General features: G+C 59.7%; 20 protein-coding genes. 10 read left to right on the plus strand and 10 right to left on the minus strand.

The genetic code is table 11. The annotated features are described in order from the left end of the window. Window positions 1-136: 136 nt before the first annotated feature. Window positions 137-922 carry an aldolase gene (locus ACCD02_RS15645; RefSeq protein WP_413303343.1) on the minus strand — a complete coding sequence of 262 codons (786 nt, stop codon included), beginning with the start codon at window positions 920-922 and terminating at the stop codon, window positions 137-139. Beyond that, window positions 912-1640 carry an HAD hydrolase-like protein gene (locus ACCD02_RS15650; protein ID WP_413303345.1) on the minus strand — a complete coding sequence of 243 codons (729 nt, stop codon included), beginning with the start codon at window positions 1638-1640 and terminating at the stop codon, window positions 912-914. Before ACCD02_RS15650 ends, ACCD02_RS15645 begins: the two co-directional genes overlap by 11 nt. Before the next feature lie 99 nt (window positions 1641-1739). Here ACCD02_RS15650 and ACCD02_RS15655 point away from each other — a divergent pair, with 99 nt between their 5' ends. The 3 genes from ACCD02_RS15655 (at window position 1740) to ACCD02_RS15665 (ending at window position 3853) form a co-directional block, all read left to right on the plus strand. After that, window positions 1740-2603, plus strand: a complete 864-nt coding sequence (locus tag ACCD02_RS15655; RefSeq protein ID WP_413303347.1) for a LysR family transcriptional regulator — start codon at window positions 1740-1742, stop codon at window positions 2601-2603. A gap of 106 nt (window positions 2604-2709) precedes the next feature. Next, the gene (locus ACCD02_RS15660) at window positions 2710-3195 is read left to right on the plus strand and encodes a GNAT family N-acetyltransferase (protein ID WP_413303350.1); all 486 of its coding nucleotides are present in this window, start codon (window positions 2710-2712) and stop codon (window positions 3193-3195) included. 388 nt (window positions 3196-3583) lie between these two features. Beyond that, on the plus strand, window positions 3584-3853 hold the full coding sequence (locus ACCD02_RS15665; RefSeq protein ID WP_413303352.1) for a DUF1652 domain-containing protein: 270 nt from the start codon (window positions 3584-3586) through the stop codon (window positions 3851-3853). 175 nt (window positions 3854-4028) lie between these two features. Here the strand turns inward: ACCD02_RS15665 and ACCD02_RS15670 are convergent, their stop codons facing one another. Then, window positions 4029-4343 (minus strand): hypothetical protein, encoded by a 315-nt coding sequence (locus ACCD02_RS15670; protein ID WP_413303354.1) that lies wholly within the window; start codon window positions 4341-4343, stop codon window positions 4029-4031. Window positions 4344-4413: 70 nt separating this feature from the next. After that, window positions 4414-5325 carry a LysR substrate-binding domain-containing protein gene (locus tag ACCD02_RS15675; protein ID WP_413303357.1) on the minus strand — a complete coding sequence of 304 codons (912 nt, stop codon included), beginning with the start codon at window positions 5323-5325 and terminating at the stop codon, window positions 4414-4416. 138 nt (window positions 5326-5463) lie between these two features. On the opposite strand from ACCD02_RS15675, the gene ACCD02_RS15680 reads away from it, so the two are divergent. The 4 genes from ACCD02_RS15680 to ACCD02_RS15695 all read left to right on the plus strand — a co-directional run bounded on the left by ACCD02_RS15680 (window position 5464) and on the right by ACCD02_RS15695 (window position 10372). Further along, window positions 5464-6990, plus strand: coding sequence for an HAL/PAL/TAL family ammonia-lyase (locus ACCD02_RS15680; RefSeq protein WP_413303360.1), 1527 nt, complete (start codon window positions 5464-5466; stop codon window positions 6988-6990). A 534-nt stretch (window positions 6991-7524) separates the two neighbouring features. Beyond that, window positions 7525-8940: a pyridine nucleotide-disulfide oxidoreductase gene (locus ACCD02_RS15685; protein ID WP_413303363.1), complete on the plus strand. Its 1416-nt coding sequence runs from the start codon at window positions 7525-7527 to the stop codon at window positions 8938-8940. Window positions 8941-9117: 177 nt separating this feature from the next. After that, a complete protein-coding gene (locus ACCD02_RS15690) occupies window positions 9118-10056 on the plus strand; it encodes a ketopantoate reductase family protein (RefSeq protein ID WP_413303365.1) in 939 nt (312 codons plus the stop codon). 76 nt (window positions 10057-10132) lie between these two features. After that, window positions 10133-10372, plus strand: a complete 240-nt coding sequence (locus ACCD02_RS15695) for a DUF465 domain-containing protein (RefSeq protein WP_413303368.1) — start codon at window positions 10133-10135, stop codon at window positions 10370-10372. A 109-nt stretch (window positions 10373-10481) separates the two neighbouring features. On the opposite strand, the gene csrA is transcribed toward ACCD02_RS15695, so the two are convergent. From csrA to ACCD02_RS15710, 3 genes are all read right to left on the minus strand, one after another. Continuing rightward, a complete protein-coding gene (gene csrA, locus ACCD02_RS15700) occupies window positions 10482-10670 on the minus strand; it encodes a carbon storage regulator CsrA (RefSeq protein ID WP_259105756.1) in 189 nt (62 codons plus the stop codon). 642 nt (window positions 10671-11312) lie between these two features. Continuing rightward, window positions 11313-12665: a GntP family permease gene (locus tag ACCD02_RS15705; RefSeq protein ID WP_413303371.1), complete on the minus strand. Its 1353-nt coding sequence runs from the start codon at window positions 12663-12665 to the stop codon at window positions 11313-11315. Window positions 12666-12770: 105 nt separating this feature from the next. After that, complete coding sequence (locus tag ACCD02_RS15710) at window positions 12771-13277, minus strand: gluconokinase (RefSeq protein ID WP_413303436.1); 507 nt, start codon at window positions 13275-13277, stop codon at window positions 12771-12773. A gap of 261 nt (window positions 13278-13538) precedes the next feature. On the opposite strand from ACCD02_RS15710, the gene ACCD02_RS15715 reads away from it, so the two are divergent. Then, entirely contained in the window at window positions 13539-14555 is a 1017-nt protein-coding gene (locus tag ACCD02_RS15715; protein WP_413303373.1) for a LacI family DNA-binding transcriptional regulator, read from the plus strand. A gap of 140 nt (window positions 14556-14695) precedes the next feature. Here ACCD02_RS15715 and glcF read toward each other — a convergent pair whose 3' ends face one another. Genes glcF through glcD form a run of 3 tightly spaced genes read right to left on the minus strand, consistent with a single transcriptional unit; the run spans window position 14696 to window position 18477 of the window. Then, the gene (gene glcF, locus ACCD02_RS15720; RefSeq protein ID WP_413303376.1) at window positions 14696-15922 is read right to left on the minus strand and encodes a glycolate oxidase subunit GlcF; all 1227 of its coding nucleotides are present in this window, start codon (window positions 15920-15922) and stop codon (window positions 14696-14698) included. A gap of 3 nt (window positions 15923-15925) precedes the next feature. Next, on the minus strand, window positions 15926-16978 hold the full coding sequence (gene glcE / locus ACCD02_RS15725; RefSeq protein ID WP_413303379.1) for a glycolate oxidase subunit GlcE: 1053 nt from the start codon (window positions 16976-16978) through the stop codon (window positions 15926-15928). Continuing rightward, a complete protein-coding gene (gene glcD, locus ACCD02_RS15730) occupies window positions 16978-18477 on the minus strand; it encodes a glycolate oxidase subunit GlcD (RefSeq protein WP_413303381.1) in 1500 nt (499 codons plus the stop codon). The genes glcE and glcD overlap by 1 nt, the downstream gene beginning before the upstream one ends. Window positions 18478-18706: 229 nt before the next feature. On the opposite strand from glcD, the gene maiA reads away from it, so the two are divergent. Then, complete coding sequence (gene maiA / locus ACCD02_RS15735) at window positions 18707-19342, plus strand: maleylacetoacetate isomerase (protein ID WP_413303384.1); 636 nt, start codon at window positions 18707-18709, stop codon at window positions 19340-19342. Between the two features lie 144 nt (window positions 19343-19486). After that, window positions 19487-20563 (plus strand): 4-hydroxyphenylpyruvate dioxygenase, encoded by a 1077-nt coding sequence (hppD, locus tag ACCD02_RS15740; protein WP_413303387.1) that lies wholly within the window; start codon window positions 19487-19489, stop codon window positions 20561-20563. Window positions 20564-20653: the final 90 nt, after the last annotated feature.

Raw genomic sequence — 20653 nt, forward strand, 5'->3', positions numbered from 1 at the left:
GAGGAAACTCTGTGGGAGCGGATTCATCCGCGAAGAGGTCAGTACACTCGACACATCTCTATTGTTTGAAATGCCGTCTTCGCGAATGAATTCGCTCCTACAATCCGCTTCCAGAGATTTCTGCGCCAACGGAATATCAGCTACGAAAATCCGGTTCGGTCCGGGCCAATATCCGCTTCACACTCTCCAGATGCATCTGCGCGCTTTCGGCTTCGCCATGGCGCATCTGCCGCGCCGTGCGTTCGGCGATCTTCGGCTCCACTGGTTTCAGCGGCCTGCCGCTGCTCATGGCCTTGAGCTGAACCTCGGCGGCGCGTTCCAGGTAGTACAGGTCGTCCCAGGCCATGGCGATGCTCGGCGCGGTGACCATCACCCCATGGTTTTTCAGAAAGAGGATATCGGCCTGGCCCATGGCGGTGGCTATCCGGTCGCCTTCCGACTCATCCAGGGCCAGGCCATTGAAGTGTTCGTCCACGGCTATTCGGCCATAAAACTTCAGTGCGGTCTGGCCGGCCCATAGCAGTGGCTCGCCACTGAGCATGGCCAAAGCCGTGGCGTTAGGCATATGGGTGTGGAACGCTGCCATTGCCGCAGGGCGGTGCCGGTGCAGACGGGCATGGATATAGAAGGCCGTGGCTTCGGGCTTGCCGTCGCCACTGACCAGTTGCCCGTGGATATCACAGATCAGCAGGCTGGAGGCGGTGACCTCTTCAAAGGCCAGGCCGTAGGGATTGACCAGAAACAGCTCGGGATGCCCCGGCAACACGGCGGAAAAGTGATTGCAGATGCCCTCGCTCAAGCCCAGTCGCGCCGCCATGCGCAGGCTGGCGGCCAGGTCGACGCGGGCGGCCTGGATCGCCGCTGTATCGAGATCGCCGGAGTAACGTCTGGTGCTGCGCAGGAGTCCGGAATCATGCGCCATGGCGGTCATACTCCTCATCGATCCAGCCTTGGGCGCGCAGCAGGTCAGGCACTTTGCCCAGGTCGCTCAGCACCGCGTCCGGGGTGTAATCGAGCAGCGGCTGGCGCCGGGTGCCACGGTCGATCCAGACGCAACGAAAGCCCATGTCCCGAGCCACAGTCAGGTCAAGGTGCGGGCTGGCGCATATATGCACGGCCTGGTCCTGGCTGATGCCCAGTTCGCGGTGGGCGTGCTCGAACAGGCGATGATCGGGCTTGTAGGCCCCGGCCTGTTGTGCAGTGATGACCCGGTCTACATAACCGCCCAACTGCGCCACGTTACCGGCAATGATTGCGTCGTCAGTATTGGAAACGATGCACAGCATGAAGCCCTGCGCCTTGAGCCAGGCCAGGGTGCCGACCACTTCGGGAAAGGGTTGCATCTGGCTGATATGCCGGGTCAGTTCGTCGGCGTCACGGGTTTCATAGGGCAGGTCGAGGCCTTCGAGGGTCAGTTGCATCGACAGCCGGGAAATCTCGGCGAAGGAGCGGTGCGGTGGTGTCTGCTCAAGGCGATGTTCGTGTTCGTCATAGACCTGGATGAACGCATCGGGGTCGAGTTCGCTGCGCTGCTTGCGGGCGAGCAGGGTACGGACCTGGGCGAGCAGGCCTTCGTCCCACTGGATCAGGGTGCCGTAGCAGTCGAAGGTCAGCCAGAGCGGGCGGGTGTTGGGGGTCATGAGAGTGTCCTGTGAATGGGTACAGGACCAATCTAGGCAGGATGTTATTAATCGTAAAATTAAATTATTATGGAAAAATAATTCGATTGGTGAATGTATATGTTCGATCTGGAGCTGTTGAAGACCTTTGTCAGCGTGGTTGATGCCGGCGGCTTTACCAAGGGTGGGGAACGGGTCAACCGCACCCAGTCCACGGTCAGCCAGCAGATCCGCAAACTCGAAGAACAGCTCGATCGCCCACTGTTACTGCGTCAGCGCGCCGGCAAGCACATCCAGCTCACCGAAGACGGCGAACGCCTGATCGGCTATGCAAGACGCCTGGTGGGCCTGGCCATGGAGGCGCATAACGTCATGCAAAGCGGCCAGGCCAGTGGCGTGGTCAAGCTGGGCGTGCCCGAGGACTTCGACGTGCAGCGGTTGATGGGCCTGCTCGCTGGCTTCGCCCGGCGGTATCCGCAGATCCGCCTGGATACGCGCAATGGCCTGAGTGTCGACCTGCATACGCAACTGGAGGCGCGGGATATCGATCTGGCGCTGGTCAAGCGCGATGTCAGGCCGCAAGCCGGGCAGGCGCCATCCCTGGCCAGTTGGCCCGAGCAACTGAGCTGGGTGGCGGGGGCGGATATGCAGCTGATTGCCGACCCTGTGCCACTGGCGGTGTTTCCCCAGGGCTGTATCTATCGCAACCGCATCATCCACGCCCTGGAAGCGGCGGGACGGACCTGGCGTGTGGCGTTTGCCAGCCAAAGTCTGGTCGGCATCCAGGCGGCGGTATCTGCCAATCTGGGCATTGCCCTGCTGCCCACTTCTGCGGTGCTGGCGAGCCATCGCCTGTTGCGCCCTGACGAAGGTTTTGCAGCGGTGCCGCCCAGCGAGCTGGCGCTGATATCGGCCAGCCGCCTGTTATCGGAACCCGCGCGCAAGTTGATGGAGTATCTGCAGCAGACCCTGTCCACTCAATGACTTGCCGGGAGTCATGGGCAGGACGAGATTATTTTGACAGTAGGCAATACGGGATCCATGGCTTCGCATATAGTGTCTAGGCGCCTACTCACGAGGATCCTGCCCCATGTTCCTGCACCGTCCCCTGGAAGAAAAAGACATCCCCGCTGTATGTGCCTTGCCGCAGAACGCCGATGAGCTGTTTTACATGTTCCCCCGGGCGACGTGGCCGCTGACGGCCGTGCAATTGAAGGATGCCCTGGAGGAGCGATATGACTCCATCGTGGTCGAGCTAAATGACAAAGTGGTCGGTTACGCCAACTTTTCCCGGGCGGAGTTCCGCGGCCGCTGCTCCCTGGGCAACGTGATCATTGCCCCCGAGGCCCGTGGCAAGGGTGTTGGTGGATACCTGATCGGCTGCATGAGTGACCTGGCCTTCGACAAGCATGAAGCCAAGGAGCTGACCGCGTCCTGCTATAACCACAATGTGCCGGGCCTGCTGTTTTATCCGCGCCTGGGCTTCAAGCCGTTTTCCGTGGAGGAAAAGCGCGACAAGCGTGGTGCGCGGGTGGCGCTGATTCACTTGCGCCTCAAGCGCCCGGAAGCCGTCTAGACACTAATCGTTCGGTCAGGATATCAGCATGTACGCTGGCCGCCGCAAAGGGGTGTGACGCTTGGTCGCAGCCCTGCGCGGCTGGTTGTTTTTCGCCTCCTGCAGCGGGCAATTCCGCTGTTATTACGGGATCAAGGCGCGATGAATCGATTCTGCCCTGTTTTTTTCAAAGCGTTCTCTTAGTTATGAGCCTTATTCTTTTTGGGGCGGAAGTTGCGAGTTGTCAGGGGCTGGGGTATAAGTTTTATTAGTTCGTTAACTAGCCGGTTCTTCGGCGGTATTTATTTGACGAATAATTTATGCGCATTCGTCTTTGCTATAAAAAGGCTTAGCCACAGGCTGACGAGCTGTGCATGGCTGCTTTACAGGATTTCAGGAGAACATGGCAATGATTGCTTATCGACTTTCCCCGCTCGAGCTGCGCAGTATCATCGAGCAGGCTTTTCTGCCTTTACGCTGTACTTGTAATATTGCTGCAGACAACTCAATGACCGTGCAAATCGTTGATCCGCAAGGCGATCAGGGCGAATTGCTGGTCACCGGCATTTCCCTGGACAGGCTCAATACCAGCCGGGACATCTCTGAACTGGTAGCCGAGCTGCGTTATGACCTGGCCCATACCCAACACACTGCCTTGCGGGCCAACGCACGTCGTTGAACTCTTGCAGCCTGCATGACCGCCGCTTCTCGAGTCGTTGACAAGAGAAACGGTGGTTATTCGTTTTTGCTCGTATCCAGTTCTAATTAAACATAACGATTAATTAACAGTTATCGGACAACTTTCCAATTGCCCGTACCGCTGTGTAATTGTGTCAAAAGGTTAACGGAACAACTCAATGTATTGAGCGTTTGCGTTCGTTTTTGAACAGGATTTTGAATTCATGATGCTCGGCGTCATTCAACGAATCCTGTTGCTCGATCGGACCTGCTTCGATTCGCCCCTCCAGGGCAACACGAATGACCATGGACTTGCCCAGGCCATCGGGCAAGTCGCCGAGAATGGTCAATTCGCGTAATTCCTCGCCGTCGCGCTCGACATTGATCAGCCTGACCCGGCAGGTAGCCTGCATGGGGATCGGGCCGAACAGCGTGTCACGCGAATAATCGATTTCGGCAATGCCGCTGCGGGCGTCTTTTTCTACATTCATTTGGATTGCCTCGGTTTCCATTTCCCGGTTTTTTAAATGGTTACGGACCATGGAGGCTATGGCGGCTCCTTTAGTTCGATCTCTCGCTCCGAACGGTCGGTTCCAGTGATCCGCTCAGCCATTCGCGTAGCGCGCGGATTTTCGGCAGCTGCGCCCGTTGCGGCGGGTACACCAGGTAATAGGCCATGCCCTGACTGAGTTCGATATCGAACGGCGCTACCAATACGCCGTCATTGAGGCTTTCGCGAATCAGGTTGATATCGCCGAGGGCGACGCCCTGGCCGCGAGTAGCCGCGGACAAGGCCAGTTCCAGGGTGTCGAAGCGTTGGCCGCGATGGGCGGCAATACCTTTGACCCCTGCGCTTTCCAGCCAGCGGCTCCAGCCATGCAGGGGAATGCAATGCAGTAGCGCCAGGCTCCTTAGGTCTTCGGGATGATGCAGGCGGCGGGCAATTTCCGGGGAGCACACCGGGGTCAGGCGCTCGGGCATCAGGGGGATGGCTTCGAGGTTTTTCCAGTCGCCGCGACCTTGAATAATGGCGGCATCGACGTCAGTGTCTTCGAAGTGCGGCTCCCAAGAGTCGTAGGTGGTCACCCGTACATCGACGTCCGGCATCACGCTGCGCCAGTCCGGCAGCAGGGGCAGGAACCAGCGGGTGGCGATGGTCGGCGGCATGCGCAGGGTCAGGACCTGACCGGCGCTGCGCAGGCTGTTGCAGGCCTGGGCCACGCGGCCGAAGGCTTCATCAACCACCGGTAACAGCGCTTCCGCTTCCGGGGTCAGGCGCAGGCCAGTCTTGTGGCGAATAAACAGGATGACCCCCAGGTGTTCTTCCAGCTGCTGGATCTGTCGGCTGACTGCGCTCTGAGTGACGAACAGCTCTTTGGCGGCGCGGCTGAAGGTGCCGCAGCGGGCGGCGCTGGCGAACACTTCCAGGGCCAGCAAGGGCAGGCGGCGACGGGGGAAATCAGGATTATCCAATGTATGCGTTTCAATCATTGATCGCATGAGAAATTACCGCGTTTACGCAAGTGTCGGGGCAGCTTACCGTAATCACCTCTACTGACCTATGCCCGTCAGCGCATGGATCAACGTTCCCCGTCCTCAGGAGTTCCGGTAATGAATCGCGTCATCCTCGAACACTCGCTTTCGCGGGCACAGGTCGTCAGTATTGCGACCGCCCAGGCCGTGCTGGAACTGTCTGCGGCGGCCCGGGAGCGCATCGAGGCCGCCCATGCCATTGTTCGTTCGGTGGTGCAGAAAAACATTCGCGCCTATGGCGTCAATACCGGTGTCGGCGCCCTGGCCAATACTGTGGTGCCGCCCGCGCTGCAAAGCGCTTTGTCGCATAACATTCTGATGAGCCATGCGGTGGGCGTCGGCCAGCCTCTGAGCGTGGCGCAGACCCGGGCGGTGATGGCCGCCGCAATCAATAACTTCGCCCATGGCTATTCCGGTCTGCGCCTGGTGGTGGTGGAGCGTCTGGTCACGCTGCTCAACAGCGGTTGCACGCCAGTGGTGCCGGGGCAGGGGTCGGTGGGATATCTGAGCCATATGGCCCATATCAGCCTGACGCTTATCGGTCATGGCGAGTGCCTGCTCGACGGTGAACGCCTGCCAGCGGCCGCCGCCCTGCAACGCCTGGGGCTGGAACCTCTGGTACTGGAAGCGAAGGAAGGGCTGTGCCTGGTCAACGGCACGCCGTGCGTCACCGGCATGGCCTGCCTGTTGCTGGATCAGGCCGAGCGGCTGATGGACTGGGCCGACGCGGTCTCGGCCATGAGCTTCGAAACCCAACGCTGTCAGTTGCGCGCTTTCGACCCGGTACCCATGGCGTTGCGACCTTCCAGGGGCCTGCTCAAGGTTGCCGGCGACCTGACCGCATGGCTCGACGGCTCGGCCATTCTTGCCGCCGCCAGCGGGCGCCAGACCCAGGATGCCCTGAGCCTGCGCAGCATTCCCCATGTCCATGGCGCAGTACGTGACTGCTATGAGGATGTGTCGGCGGTGGTGGAGCGCGAGCTGACTTGCGTGACCGATAACCCGATGATCTGCGGTACGCCCGACGAGCCGCAGATTTACTCCGAGGCTCACGCGGTAGGTGCGGCCATGGGGCTGGCGATGGACCAACTGGCGATTGCCCTGGCCGAGCTGGCATCGATCTCCGAGCGTCGGCTCGACCGCATGGTCAACCCTCTGGTCAACAACCTGCCGGCCTTCCTGGCGGGGGCCAGTGGTGTGGAATCGGGGTTCATGATCGCGCAGTACACGGCGGTTTCGCTGGTGGCGCAGAATCGTCGTCTGGCGGCGCCCGCCAGCCTCGACGGGGGCATTACCTCAGGTTTGCAGGAAGATACTTTGTGTCACGCCACGCCTGCCGTACTCAAGGCTCAGGCGATTGCCGAGAATCTGCAGATGATCCTCGCCATCGAACTGCTCGCCGCTTGCCAGAGTTACGACCTTCTGGGTTCTGAGCTCCCGGCAGCACCCCGTACCACCGCCTTGTACCTCGCCTTGCGCCGGGAGATTGCGCGTTACGCCGACGATCGCCCGTTGGGCCAGGATATGGCTGAGGCCGCGCGTTTTATCCAGCAGCAGACGCCTCGGGCACTGGTTGAAGCAGGCCAGTTGCAATTGGTGGCGTAAACCGCCCGCTTGCTCCAACAGGATCACGCAGATCCGTTGGAGTCGGGCTTGTCCGCGAAACGTGCAACGCGGTGCGTCAGGTGCACCGCGTCACCGTTCTTCGCGGGCAAGCCACGCTCCCACAAGTGCGTGTTCGCCGAGCGACAGCATGTTGGTTTTCAGAGAAAACATTCGATATAAAAAAATATAATTTGTAGGTCGATTGCTTATCCGTTGGCGTCAAAATTAATTTTCTTTTTGGAACATATACCTACAAGTCATGATGTCGGATTTAAGGTGTAAATCATAAATTTGACACTTTTCCAGCTTTTTGAAATTATCAGTTTAAGTTTTTTGCTTGACGATTCTTTGTTTGCCCCTTCGTTCCACTCTCTTTGTTAACCCTATAACTCCATGTTCACGCCGGGCGGTAGCGTTGCCGGTGGCCTGGTCTTGCCTGCTTTTCATTGCACGTGTGCTTCTTCTGCTTGATGGACTTTCCAGATTGGCGTCGGACGGTCTCTGTGTGTCGATCCAAAATCAGGGAGCTTCATCATGTTTACAGAGTCCATGGAAATCGAGTGTGGCTGCGTGATTGGCGGCGCAGGGCCGGCGGGTATGGGGTTGCTGTTCAATGCCCTGAAAAGCGGCACATTGGCGCAGCTGGCGCGCGATGGTTTGATCATTGTTGACAGCAGTCCGACGCCCGGCGCGGGTTGTCTGGGGGATTACCGGATTACCGCCAACTCGGTAGGTGACGTCTTTCTCGACTGTCTGCGCCATCCGGCATTACGGGAGATTTTCGAACCATTGGAGGGCGCGCTCGCCTACTGGCGCGTTCGCTACCAGGCACAAAGCGCGCTGCCGCTACCCGATATCGGCCAATTGCTGACTGAGGCCTCGAGCCTGTTCCTCGAACATATCGTCAGGCACTACGGGGTCAAGCTTTGGCACAGCAGCACCATTACTCAGGTAGTGGCTGGCAACGATGATTATGAAGTGTGGGTTGAGCATGAAGGGCATATCCATCTGATCCGCAGCCGTACGCTGGTGCTTAATCTCGGCGGCCGCCAGGACCCGCAACAATTGCTCGACGGTCTGGCAGATCAGGGTTTGTACGTTCCCCCCTCGGCAATCATTCACGGCGCGGACCGGTTGTTGCGGATGAATTCGGTACAACTGCGCCAGCTATTCGCCGATGCCCTGGCCGGTGGCAAGGGTATTACCCTGGTCGGAGGTTCCCACAGTGCTTTCTCCATGCTGGAAAACCTTGCCGATGCGCTGGAGTTCGCCGGGTTGAAGACCCTCAATCTGGTGCATCGCTCGCCCATCCGCCTGTTTTATGAAAGTGCCGAAGAGGCGCGGCAGGTGGGCTATACGTTCAATCCGCAGCAGGATGTCTGTCCGGTAACGGGGCGCATCAATCGCTCCGGTGGTCTGCGTTATCGTGCTCGGGATGTGGGCAAGGCAGTGATGGATCGAGGTCGGGTCGGCAATACCGGGGTGAGCGTGCGCCTGCTTTCGACTCGTGAAGACCGGGAAGCGACGCAACAAGCCCTGGCCGAGTCATGCATGGTGGTGCAGTGCACCGGTTATCAACCGCGCCTGCCGGTCTTGCAGCGTCGCGATGGCTCAATGATCAGGTTGCGCGGGGCCAAGGGCGGGCTGGACTCCGATCCCAGTGGCTGTCCGATTGACGAATACGGCCAGCGCCTGCAGGGCCTGCATCTGTTCGGCCTGGGCGCAGGCCTGGGAGTGGATCCGCTGTTGGGTAGCGAGGCGTCGTTCGAGGGACGTATCTATGGGGTCTGGCAATTCCATCACGACGCCAGCCGCACAGTGATTGAGGCCGTGCTGGAGCGCCTGAGCCCGAGATCAAGAGAGATCAATGTGGCTGTACCCAATCTGGTTGAGCGTCTGGAAAGCGGCTTGCCGTTCCTGTTCCCCGGCTTGAGTGGCATCAAGACCTGACTCCCCTCCAGGGCTTGATTGCCTTTTCCCGGAAGCCTTTGGCTTTCCGGGATTTTTTTTGCGCTCGACAGGGCCCGGTTTATTTTCAATGATGGTTGTCATGCTATGGGCTTGCCGGGCATTGACTATGCTCGGCGTTGGTCTGCAACTTTATCGATTGACTCGAGGTGGATGGCAATGCGAATTCTGATCGTGGGTGCGGGGGCCATTGGAGGCTATTTTGGCGGGCGTCTGCTGGAAGCAGGGCGCGATGTGACCTTTCTGGTACGGGCCGGGCGTGCCGAGGAACTCGACCGTGACGGGCTGGTAGTGCGCAGCCCTCTGGGCAATATCCTCTACCCGTCGCCGCCGCATGTTATGACTGAAATGCTTGGCGACGGCTATGACCTGATTGTGCTCAGTTGCAAATCCTACGATCTGGACGCGGCCATGGAATCGTTCGCTGCGGCGGTCGGTCCCGAGACCCTGATCCTGCCGCTGCTCAATGGCATGGCCCATATCGAACGCCTGAGCGAGCGCTTCGACCGCGTCAATGTGCTGGGAGGGCAATGCCTGATTTCCCTGGACCGTGATGCTTCTGGAGCGATCCTGCACCTCAACGACACCAATCAGCTGTCATTTGGCGAGCTGAGCGGCGCTACCACTCCGCGTATCCTGCGAGTAGCCGAAGCCCTGGCAGACGCCGGATTCGATGCCAGCCTGAGCATGCGCATCGTTCAGGAAATGTGGGAGAAATGGTGCTTTATTGCCACTGGCGCCGGTATTACCGGGTCCATGCGCGCCAGTATCGGCGATGTCCTGGCGTCCGGCGGCGAGGCCGTGGTTATCCGTCTGCTCAATGAATGCGCATCGATCGCTGATGCGGCCGGTCATGCGCTGCGTCCTGAAGTGCGCCAGCGTTTTCTGACGATGCTGACGACCCCCGGCTCGAAAATGACCGCGTCCATGTTGCGCGATATCGAGCGCGGTGCGCCGATCGAAGTCGAGCATGTACTGGGCGACCTGATCAAGCGCCGCGCGGTCTTGGGCCAGACTGCTACTGCCTCGAACGTCCTGGATTTTGTCTGTCTGCAGCTCAGGTCTTACGAGACCCGACGCCTGCGCGAGGGGCATTGATCACCAGCAGGGTTTACGGCAATTACACCTGCTAGGCTTAGAGCGTCATCGACGTCCCTATGAGAGGTTCCCAGCTATGCCGGTCAAGCACGATTTATTCAAGGACTTGGGATTTACCAGGGAGCAGGTTGCGCAGCGCAGCAAGACTGACAGAAAGCTCAACCAGCTATTGGTTGACTATAACGGGATAGACGCCGAAATCCTCGCCACCGAGGCTGGAGCGGCAGGCAGTGTCAGCGACGAGCAGTTGATCAAGCTCAAGGAGAAGCGCCTGCGTATCAAGGACGGCATCATGCAGCACATGCAACAGACCTGAAGCCGGTCGGCGGACGAAAAAAAACGGCATCCACTGGATGCCGACTGGCCGCGACCCGCCACGGGCAAGTGGCAGGTCGGCATCGAATAAGCTGGGTGCCGCTATGAATTCATTGTGGGTCTTGCTGAGGGGCGAGTTCCGCCTGGATGCGTTTGTAGATTTCTTCGCGGTGCACGGAAACATTTTTCGGGGCATTGATTCCCAGGCGTACCTGAAGACCTTGAACGCCAAGAATCGTGACGGTGATCTCGTCACCAATGTTTATGCTTTCGCCTACTTTGCGGGTGAGTATCAACATAATCTTTTCCTTGATGGCCTCTTGAAATGCCTCTACCAAGAGGCTGGCGTGTGCCTTTACGTGGTGATTGTTGCCGACTGCATCCAAATGCGTCCATCAGTATGACGTTGTTACGGTAAATTAAATTCCCTTGTCATTTCCCTGTCACCGATATTTGCGTCATCGGCTTGACGGCGGTGCCAATTCTGCCTGTTTTGTAGCGCAAATGCCCGTATTTACTGGTGCATGCCCAAAGTCGTCTGTTTCATCGCTGAAAAAATGGCCTCTGTCACAGCTTGACGTGGCACGGGGCCCAGACGCTGGCATGCGGACATCATCCAATGACTCTCAGCGTATGCGAGATTTCGTGGTTTTGCCCGAACCTTGCCATCCAATAGACAAAAAAAGCGAAAAAATGAGTAGGGTAATCGCTTTTTCTTTGGTGAAATTTTCTTAATCCAAGCAGGGGATTTGATACGCAGGTCTGTAGGAGATATCTGGTAGACCGCGAGGCGTGCTGTCAGGCAGTAAACGCGATGGTCTTGGTCTGGCGAGGAGAAGCGAGCCGGTGGAGCCTGCAGGAGCTGCCGAAGGCTGCGAAAACGGTGTGGTACCGGTTCGCAGCCTGCGCCAACTCCTGCATGTCATGCATTGGCCGCGGTATCAGACCACCATCGACAACAGCATGATGAAGATGATGCCGACTACCGACAGGATGGTTTCCATCACGGTCCAGGTCTTGAAGGTCTCGGTCACGGTCATGTTGAAGTACTGCTTGACCAGCCAGAACCCGGCGTCGTTGACGTGGGACAGGATCAGCGAACCTGCGCCGGTCGCCAGCACCAGCAACTCGCGGTTGACCCCTGGAATCAGGCCGACCACAGGGGCGACAATACCGGCACCGGTAATGGTTGCCACGGTTGCCGAACCGGTCGCCACGCGAATAACTGCGGCCACCAGCCAGGCCAGCAGGATCGGGTTGATCTGTGCCTGCACCGCCATATGACCAATGACGTTACCCACGCCGCTGTCCACCAGCATTTGCTTGAAGCCACCACCGGCTCCGACGATCAGCACGATGGCCGCAACCGGCGACAGGCTCTGGTCCAGCAGCTTGATGATCTTGGTACGATCAAAGCCACGGGCGGCACCGAAAGTGTAAAAGGCCAACAACAGAGCGAACAGCAGGGCAGCGATAGGGTGGCCGATCAGGTCCATCCAGATGCGGAAGGTATTGTCGGCAGGCAGGACCACGTCCGACGCTGTCTTGAGCAGCATCAGGAATACGGGCAGCAGGATAGTCACCAGGGTGATACCGAAACCAGGCAGGTTTTCGGTGCTCGATTCCTTGGCGATCTGGTCCATCAGCTCCTGTGAAGGCGTGCCGGGAATGTACTTGGCAATCCACTTACCGAAGATCGGACCGGCAATCATGGCCGTCGGCAGGGCAACGATCAGGCCGTAGAAAATGGTCTTGCCAATATCAGCGCCGAAGATGCCGATGGCCAGCAGCGGACCCGGGTGCGGCGGCACCAGGCCGTGTACCGCCGACAGGCCAGCCAGCAGCGGAATACCGATCTTGACGATGGACACGCCGGTACGACGCGCAACGATGAACACCAACGGGATCAGCAGGACAAAACCGATCTCGAAGAACAGTGGGATCCCGACCAGAAAGGCCGAGAGCATCATGGCCCAGTGCACTTTGTCTTTGCCGAAGGTGCGGATCAGGGTCTGGGCGATCTGGTCGGCGCCGCCTGAGTCAGCCATCAGTTTGCCGAGCATGGTACCCAGGCCAAGGATGATGCCGACGAAACCGAGGACGCCGCCGAAGCCGTCCTGGAACGATTTCATGACTTTTTCCACAGGCATGCCCGAGGTCAGGCCGAGGAAACCGGCAGCGATAGTCAGTGCTACAAAAGGGTGGACCTTGAAGTTGGTGATCAGCAGCACCAGACCGATAACGGTCACTAGCGCGTCGACCAACAGGTACGTCTCATGGGTCATACCGAACATGGGTGTGTCTCCAGTTGTCTTTATGTTTTTTATGGAGCTGTTGCGCAGCGCTGGCTATGTCACATGGCCAAGACAGCGCTGTCTTTGTCGCTCACGCCTTTAAAATCATGAGGCGCTGGCGACTTGGGACTCTTTCCACCAGTTGGCTGCCTGCACGCCCAGGGTCTCGATGGACACCTTGGCATCTACCTTGGCCACCAGGGTATTGGGCTCACCATTGGGCGGTTGCAGCGTAGCGAACTGGCTGTCTACCAGGCTGGCGGGCATGAAATGGCCGGGGCGATGCTGGATGCGATCGATGGCCAGTTCCTTGGTCAGTTCCAGGAAGACAAAACCCAGACCCGGCACGGCAGCGCGCAGACGGTCACGGTAGATTTTCTTCAGGGCGGAGCAGGTCAGGATCGGCAGTTCGCCATTGGCCACGGCGGTCTGTAGTTGTTTACCAAGGGTATCGAGCCAGCCGGAGCGATCTTCATCATCAAGGGGGATGCCGGCGCTCATCTTTTTGATGTTGGCCTCAGGATGAAAGGAATCGCCTTCGATCAGGCGGCCGCCGGTGTGTTGGGCAATGGCTGCGCCGACAACGCTTTTACCGCAGCCGGCAACGCCCATTACAACCAGGGCAGGTATAGCAGTTTTGGAGTTAGTCACAGTGTGCACCTCTCTGGAGACAGCGCTGTCTTTACTGCGTCGCAGCAAGACCAGCTCAAGCCGTTCCAGTCGTTGTCATTGTTTTGGTACGTCCTTGCACGACTCCGGATCGTTATCAATCCAGTCAAAATCGTTGTCATGGTCCATAAGACAGCGCTACCTTAGAGTTCATTGGCCTGGTTTGGCAAGTACAATGCTGCTCTTTACTCTAGTTGGATATGCATGACTCGCATGGGTTCCCGTTCTACCGGTCGTCCGACGCTCAATGAAGTGGCGCGGCTTGCGGCTGTTTCTCCTATTACCGCATCACGCGCTCTGCGCGGGGTTACTACGGTCGCGCCGGAGCTGGTGGAAAAAGTTCGTGCGGCCGCGCAAAGCCTGGGTTACGTCGCCAATCCTGCAGCCCGTGCCCTGGCCTCGTCCCACAGCCAGACGGTGGTGGTACTTGTGCCATCGTTGTCCAACCAACTGTTCATCGAGACCCTCGAAGCGATTCAGAACGTCCTGCGGCCGCGCAGTCTGGAAGTTGTGATCGGCAACTACCACTACTCACCGGTAGAGGAAGAGAATCTGCTGCGCAATCACTTGGTCAACCGGCCTCGGGGACTGCTGCTGACCGGTTTCGATCACACTCCGGCCCTACGTCAGTTACTGGCCGCCAGTGGTATTCCCTGCGTACACATGATGGAACTGGACCCGGCGCGGGGCGCCTATTGTGTCGGCTTCTCCCAGGAGCAGGCTGGTGCCCGGGCCGCCCGTCATCTGCTTGACAGCGGCCGTCGGCGCCTGGCCTATGTTGCGGCACAGCTCGACCCTCGCGTGGTTCGGCGTGGCAATGGTTTTCGCGAGGTGTTACAGGCGGCGGGGCTTTATGACCCGCAATTGGAAGTGATGGTGCCAGAGCCTTCGTCCATAGGCCTGGGCGGAGAGTTGTTCGCCCGACTGTTAGAGCAACATCCTGATGTCGATGGGATGTTCTTCTGTAACGACGACCTTGCTCAGGGCGCGTCTCTGGAAGCGCTGCGGCGGGGCATTGCGATTCCCCGGCAGGTGTCTCTGGTGGGCTTCAACGACCTGCCGGGGTCGGCCCATATGGTCCCGCGTCTGACCTCTATCCGCACGCCGCGCCAGGAAGTCGGCCAGCGCGCCGCGCAGTTACTGCTTGGCTTGATCGATGGTGTGCCTCAGGAATCGGAAGTGGATCTGGGATTTGAGCTGGTGGTGCGGGAAAGCTCGTAAGGCGAGTCAGGTGGATGAATTCTTTGTGGGAGCGGATTCATCCGCGAAGAAGTACGCACAATCACGAAATTTTCGCGGATGAATCCGCTCCCACATAATTCGCTCCCACTACCGCTCTCACACCCATTCACGCTCGGTTGTCAGGGCTGACTCAGCGCCTCCTCAACCAACTCGATCCAATGCCGCACCGGCGTACGCCCGGCCCCGCCAAGATGAGTCTGGCAGCCGATATTGGCGGTGGCGATAACCTCGGGCTGGCCGCTTTCCAACGCATTCATTTTGTTGTCGCGCAGTTGCCGGGAAAGCTGCGGCTGGGTGATCGAGTAAGTTCCCGCCGAGCCGCAGCACAAATGGCTGTCGGGCACTGGCGTCAGGTTGAAGCCCAGTCGGGTCAACACCTGCTCCACGGCGCCGCCGAGCTTTTGTCCGTGCTGCAAGGTGCAGGGGCAATGCACGGCCAGGCGTAGTTCGCTGTGGATACCGAGGTCTTCCAACGGCTCGTCGCGCAGCACTTCCACCAGATCCTTGCTCAGGGCGCTGACACGCGCGGCCTTTGCGGCATAGGCCGGGTCGTCCTCGAGCAGGTGGCCGTAATCCTTAATAAAGGCCCCGCAGCCACTGGCGGTCTGGATGATGGCTTCGACAGCACCACTCTCTATATGGGGCCACCAGGCATCGATGGTGCGGCGGGCACGGTTCAGTCCGGTTTCCTGGGCGTTCAGGTGATAGTCCAGGGCGCCGCAACAACCGGCTTCCCTGACCGCTGTGACACTGATGCCCAGGCGATCCAGCACCCCAGCCGTGGCGGTGTTGGTATTGGGCGAAAGCGCCGCTTGCACGCACCCTTCGAGCAGCAATACCCGGCGGGCGTGGCGCGGTTCGGGCCGGGGCCCGGTTGTGGGGATAGTAGTGGGCAGCTCGTCGCGCAGGCGCTCGGGCAGCAGCGGGCGAAATGTCTGGCCGAGGCGGCTCAGGGACTTGAACAGCGTCGGATTGGGCAACACTGCCCGCAGGCCAGCACGCAGCAGACGCTGCCCCAGCGGTCGTGGCACCGAACTTTCCATGGCCGCCCGACCGATATCCAGCAAGTTGTGGTAATCCACGCCGGACGGGCAGGTGGTTTCGCAGTTGCGGCAGCTCAGGCAGCGGTCCAGGTGCAGCTGAGTCGTTGCGGTGGCCGGCTGGCCTTCGAGTACCTGCTTGATCAGGTAGATGCGCCCGCGCGGTCCGTCCAGTTCGTCGCCGAGCAACTGATAGGTCGGGCAGGTGGCGTTGCAGAAGCCACAGTGCACGCAACTGCGCAGGATGCGTTCGGCCTCTTCGGCTCGGGGCAGTTGGCGGGCGCCCTCACTCAGGGTGGTCTGCATGGTTCAGATCTCCGCGTACATGCGGCCCGGATTGAACAGGCCATGTGGATCGAGCCGGGCCTTGAGCTGACGCTGATAGTGCAACAGCGCTGGCGGCAGCGGCTGGAAGGGGCTTTCTTGCGGGCCGTGGCTGTAGCAGGTGGCATGCCCGCCTGCGGCGGCTGCCAGGGCCTGGATGGTCGGGCCATCAGCATCGGACTTCAGCCAGCGCTGGGCTCCGGCCCAATCAAGCAGTTGCGGGCCGGGCAGCTCCAGTACACCTGTGGCCTGGGGCAGTGACAGGCGCCACAGCGGCAGGCCATCGGTGAAAAAATCCAGACGCTGCTCGTTCAAGTCCTGCCAGTAACCTGGATCGATAAGCTCGCCGCCAAGCCGCTCATGAGCCGCTGCCACCGAACCTTCGCCCCCTTCCAGACGCAGGCGCAACAGGGTGCCGTCATGGCTGGCAGCGCTAATCGGCAGCGGCTGGCGCCCCCATTCCAGCAGTCGAGCCAGGGCCTGGGCGGCATTCATTTGCAGAGCGATGCTGCTGCACATTCGTGGCTTGGGCAGCACCTTGAGCGACACTTCGGTCAACAGGCCCAGGCAACCAAAGCTGCCGGTGAGCAGGCGTGACAGATCGTAACCGGCAACGTTTTTCATCACCTGGCCGCCGAAGTGCAGGTGCTTGCCCAGACCGGTGATCACCCGTGTGCCGAGGACGAAATCCCGCACCGAACCTGCCCAGGGGCGTCGCGGACCGCTCAACCCGGCAGCGACCATGCCGCCCACAGTGGCGTCGCCGAAGGTCGGCGGCTCGCAGGGCAGCATTTGTCCGGCGGCATCGAGCGCCGCGCATAGTTCGCTCAACGGCGTACCGGCCCGTGCCGTGACCACCAATTCGCTCGGCTCATAGCTGACGATGCCGCGATGGGGCCGGGTATCCAGTATTTCTCCCGCGACTTCACGGCCGAGAAAGGCCTTGCTGTTGCCGCCCTGGATTCGCAGGGGCGTGGCGTTTTCAAGGGCATCGTTGACTTGCTGCAACAGCTGTTCGCTGGCATCGAAATCGACCATCAAAAGCGCTCCAGTTCAGGGAAAGGCAACTGGCCCTGATGGATATGCATGGCGCCAAACTCGGCACAGCGGTGCAGAGTCGGAATGTTCTTGCCGGGGTTGAGCAGGCCGAGGGGGTCGAAAGCCGCCTTGACTGCATGGAACAGGGTCAGCTCGTCGCTGTTGAACTGGGCGCACATCTGATTGATTTTCTCCCGGCCGATACCGTGTTCGCCGCTGATGCTGCCGCCGACCGCGACGCACAGCTCAAGGATCTTGCCGCCCAGGGCTTCGGCTCGTTCCAGCTCGCCGGGCTGGTTGGCATCGAACAGGATCAGCGGATGCATGTTGCCGTCACCGGCGTGGAACACATTGGCTACCCGCAGGCCATATTCCTGACCCAGTTCGGCAATGCCATTGAGCACCGCAGGCAAGGCGCGACGCGGGATGCTGCCGTCCATGCAGTAGTAATCCGGTGACAGGCGCCCGACGGCCGGAAAGGCATTCTTGCGCCCGGCCCAGAAGCGCACGCGCTCGGCTTCGTCTCTGGCCTGGCGCAGTTCGGTGGCTCCGGCTTCGGTCAATACCGCGCGTACCCGCTCGCAATCGGCGTGCACGTCGGCTTCGACGCCATCCAGCTCACACAACAGAATGGCTGCGGCGTCGACCGGATAGCCGGCATGGATAAAGTCCTCGGCGGCGCGAATCGCCAGGTTGTCCATCATCTCAAGGCCCCCCGGAATGATCCCGGCGGCAATGATCTCGGCCACCGCGCGTCCGGCTTTGTCCACGCTGTCGAAGGCAGCCAGCAGCACCTTGGCAACCTGGGGCTTGGGCAGCAGTTTGACCGTGACTTCGGTGATGATGCCGAGCAAACCCTCTGAGCCGGTGAACAGCGCCAGCAGGTCGAAGCCCGGACTGTCCAGGGCATCCGAGCCCAGGCTCAGGTGTTCGCCCTCGATAGTGAGAATGTCCACCTTGAGCAGGTTATGCACGGTCAGGCCGTACTTGAGACAGTGCACACCGCCGGCATTTTCCGCGACATTACCGCCGATGGAACAGGCGATCTGCGACGACGGGTCCGGTGCGTAGTAGAGGCCGTAGGGCGCTGCGGCCTGGGAAATCGCCAGGTTGCGCACCCCCGGCTGGACCCGCGCCAGGCGCGCATCCGGGTCGATATGCAAGATGCGATTGAAGCGCGCCATCACCAATAACAGGCCTTTTTCCAGGGGCAGGGCGCCGCCGGACAATCCGGTGCCCGCACCACGGGCCACCACTGGCACCCGACGCTCATGGCACAGCCTGAGCAGCACCTGTACCTCTTCCATGTGCCTGGGCAGGGCCACCAGCATGGGCGTGGTGCGATAGGCGGACAGGCCATCACACTCATAAGGCCGCAGTTCCTCAGGGCTGGCGAGGATTTCCACGGCCGGCAGGTGCTGGCGCAGATCATCGAGCAGTTGTTGTTTATCGACGTCCGGCAGCACGCCGTCCAGTTGTTCGTCGTAGAGAATATTCATGACGGGCGGCTGACCCTGTGTTGTTCTTGTGGGTTGCAGCATAGCTGGCCCTAAACTCTGTGGAACCCGCTTTAGCCGGGAATACGCCTTCCCGACTAAAGTCGGTCCCACGGATGTCAGCCATCCGGAGGGCTGCGCGTTGCTTGACACTGCCCACCCAATCCTGCAACTTACGTATTGCGTAAACGGTTTACGATAAAAACAACAAGCGCTCGAGCAGGCACGCCCCATGGACCTCTTCACGTATTACCGCTCAACCTCCAGTTATCGCGTCCGCATCGCCCTGGCTCTCAAGGGGCTCGACTATCAAGCGATCCCGGTCAATCTGATTCGTGACGGCGGCGAGCAGCTCAAGCCCGAGTACCGGGCGATCAATCCACAGGGCCGGGTCCCGAGCCTGCGCACCGAGCAGGGCCGGGTGATCACCCAGTCGCCGGCGATCATCGAATATCTGGAAGAGCGCTATCCCGAAGTTGCCCTGTTGTCGTCCGATCTGATCGTACGGGCTTCCCAGCGGGCGGTGGCGGCCCTGATTGGCTGTGATATCCATCCCCTGCACAATGTTGCAGTGCTCAATCGTCTACGGGACATGGGGCATGACGAAACAGAAGTGGTCGCCTGGATTGGACACTGGATAAGCGAAGGTTTCAATGCCGTCGAGCAGCTGATCGCTGACGACGGCTGGTGTTTCGGCGCGTCGCCCAGTGTCGCTGACGTCTACCTGTTACCGCAGCTGTACGCGGCCCGCCGTTTCAATGTCGAGCTGAGCGCTTGCCCGCGCATCCTGCGGGTCGAACAACTGGCGCAGGGCCATCGGGCGTTCCAGCAAGCCCATCCGGATGCACAATCCGACAAGCCGGCGTAGTCTCTGTCTTATGAAAAGTTTTGGTCTGCAACTGATCTTCGGTGATTTCCTCGCTCGCAGCGTGCGAGGGATTCCCTGTGCGCCGCCCGCCGGAATGTGAGTTTCGCCTCCGTGCTTTCCCACTTTCCTGCAAGGAGCCAGACCATGGCTGATTTATACGAAAACCCGATGGGCCTGATGGGGTTCGAGTTTATCGAATTCGCTTCACCGATCCCCAACACCCTTGAGCCCGTATTCGAGATCATGGGTTTTACCAAGGTCGCGACCCACCGTTCCAAGAACGTCAGTCTGTACCGCCAGGGCGCGATCAATATCATCCTCAATAACGAGCCCCATAGCGAGGCGTCCTACTTTGCCGCCGAGCATGGTCCTTCGGTGTGTGGCATGGCCTTCCGGGTCAAGGATTCGCAAAAGGCCTACAACCGGGCGCTGGAACTGGGCGCGCAGCCGATTGAAATCGCTACCGGGCCGATGGAACTGCGGCTCCCGGCGATCAAGGGGATTGGCGGGGCGCCGTTGTACCTGATCGATCGCTTTGGCGAAGGCACTTCGATCTACGATATCGACTTCAATTTCATCGAAGGCGTGGACCGTCATCCGGTCGGCGCGGGCCTGAAGTTCATCGACCACCTTACCCATAACGTCTATCGCGGGCGCATGGCTTACTGGGCGAATTTCTACGAGAAGCTGTTCAACTTCCGCGAGATTCGCTACTTCGATATCAAGGGCGAGTACACCGGCCTGACCTCCAAGGCCATGACCGCGCCGGACGGCATGATTCGCATCCCGCTGAACGAAGAGTCATCCAGGGGCGCCGGACAGATTGAAGAGTTCCTCATGCAGTTCAACGGCGAAGGCATCCAGCACGTGGCGTTCTTCACCGACGACCTGATCAAGAGCTGGGACGCTCTGAAAGGCATGGGCATGCGCTTTATGACCGCGCCGCCAGAGACCTATTACGAAATGCTTGAAGGCCGCCTGCCCAACCATGGCGAGCCTGAAGCCGAACTGAAAAGCCGTGGCATCCTGCTCGATGGCTCGTCCGACGGTGGCGAGCGCCGCCTGCTGTTGCAGATTTTCTCGGAAACCCTGATGGGGCCGGTGTTCTTCGAGTTTATCCAGCGCAAGGGCGATGACGGTTTCGGTGAGGGTAATTTCAAGGCGCTGTTTGAGTCCATCGAACGGGACCAGGTGCGGCGTGGGGTGTTGACGACCGATTAAAACAGCCCGTTGGAGCGAATTGTGGGAGCGAATTCATTCGCGAATACGCCGGCGAATATTTACCGACTTTGCCGGCCCCTTCGCGGATGA

Source organism: Pseudomonas sp. Pseusp88 (genome assembly GCF_047303955.1).
Taxonomy (GTDB): Bacteria; Pseudomonadota; Gammaproteobacteria; order Pseudomonadales; family Pseudomonadaceae; genus Aquipseudomonas.

Excerpts from the sequence above, each read along its gene's own strand:
- glcF (WP_413303376.1), bottom strand. The coding sequence starts at position 15,922 with ATGCAGACCACCCTGAGTGAGGGCGCCCGCCAACTGCCCCGAGCCGAA.
- ACCD02_RS15690 (WP_413303365.1), top strand. The coding sequence starts at position 9,118 with ATGCGAATTCTGATCGTGGGTGCGGGGGCCATTGGAGGCTATTTTGGC.
- ACCD02_RS15685 (WP_413303363.1), top strand. The coding sequence starts at position 7,525 with ATGTTTACAGAGTCCATGGAAATCGAGTGTGGCTGCGTGATTGGCGGC.
- ACCD02_RS15695 (WP_413303368.1), top strand. The coding sequence starts at position 10,133 with ATGCCGGTCAAGCACGATTTATTCAAGGACTTGGGATTTACCAGGGAG.
- ACCD02_RS15650 (WP_413303345.1), bottom strand. The coding sequence starts at position 1,640 with ATGACCCCCAACACCCGCCCGCTCTGGCTGACCTTCGACTGCTACGGC.
- ACCD02_RS15645 (WP_413303343.1), bottom strand. The coding sequence starts at position 922 with ATGGCGCATGATTCCGGACTCCTGCGCAGCACCAGACGTTACTCCGGC.
- glcE (WP_413303379.1), bottom strand. The coding sequence starts at position 16,978 with ATGGTCGATTTCGATGCCAGCGAACAGCTGTTGCAGCAAGTCAACGAT.
- ACCD02_RS15680 (WP_413303360.1), top strand. The coding sequence starts at position 5,464 with ATGAATCGCGTCATCCTCGAACACTCGCTTTCGCGGGCACAGGTCGTC.
- ACCD02_RS15670 (WP_413303354.1), bottom strand. The coding sequence starts at position 4,343 with ATGAATGTAGAAAAAGACGCCCGCAGCGGCATTGCCGAAATCGATTAT.
- ACCD02_RS15660 (WP_413303350.1), top strand. The coding sequence starts at position 2,710 with ATGTTCCTGCACCGTCCCCTGGAAGAAAAAGACATCCCCGCTGTATGT.
- ACCD02_RS15710 (WP_413303436.1), bottom strand. The coding sequence starts at position 13,277 with ATGGGCGTTGCCGGCTGCGGTAAAAGCGTTGTCGGCGCAGCCATTGCC.
- ACCD02_RS15705 (WP_413303371.1), bottom strand. The coding sequence starts at position 12,665 with ATGTTCGGTATGACCCATGAGACGTACCTGTTGGTCGACGCGCTAGTG.
- hppD (WP_413303387.1), top strand. The coding sequence starts at position 19,487 with ATGGCTGATTTATACGAAAACCCGATGGGCCTGATGGGGTTCGAGTTT.
- csrA (WP_259105756.1), bottom strand. The coding sequence starts at position 10,670 with ATGTTGATACTCACCCGCAAAGTAGGCGAAAGCATAAACATTGGTGAC.
- ACCD02_RS15655 (WP_413303347.1), top strand. The coding sequence starts at position 1,740 with ATGTTCGATCTGGAGCTGTTGAAGACCTTTGTCAGCGTGGTTGATGCC.
- maiA (WP_413303384.1), top strand. The coding sequence starts at position 18,707 with ATGGACCTCTTCACGTATTACCGCTCAACCTCCAGTTATCGCGTCCGC.
- ACCD02_RS15665 (WP_413303352.1), top strand. The coding sequence starts at position 3,584 with ATGATTGCTTATCGACTTTCCCCGCTCGAGCTGCGCAGTATCATCGAG.
- glcD (WP_413303381.1), bottom strand. The coding sequence starts at position 18,477 with ATGAATATTCTCTACGACGAACAACTGGACGGCGTGCTGCCGGACGTC.
- ACCD02_RS15715 (WP_413303373.1), top strand. The coding sequence starts at position 13,539 with ATGACTCGCATGGGTTCCCGTTCTACCGGTCGTCCGACGCTCAATGAA.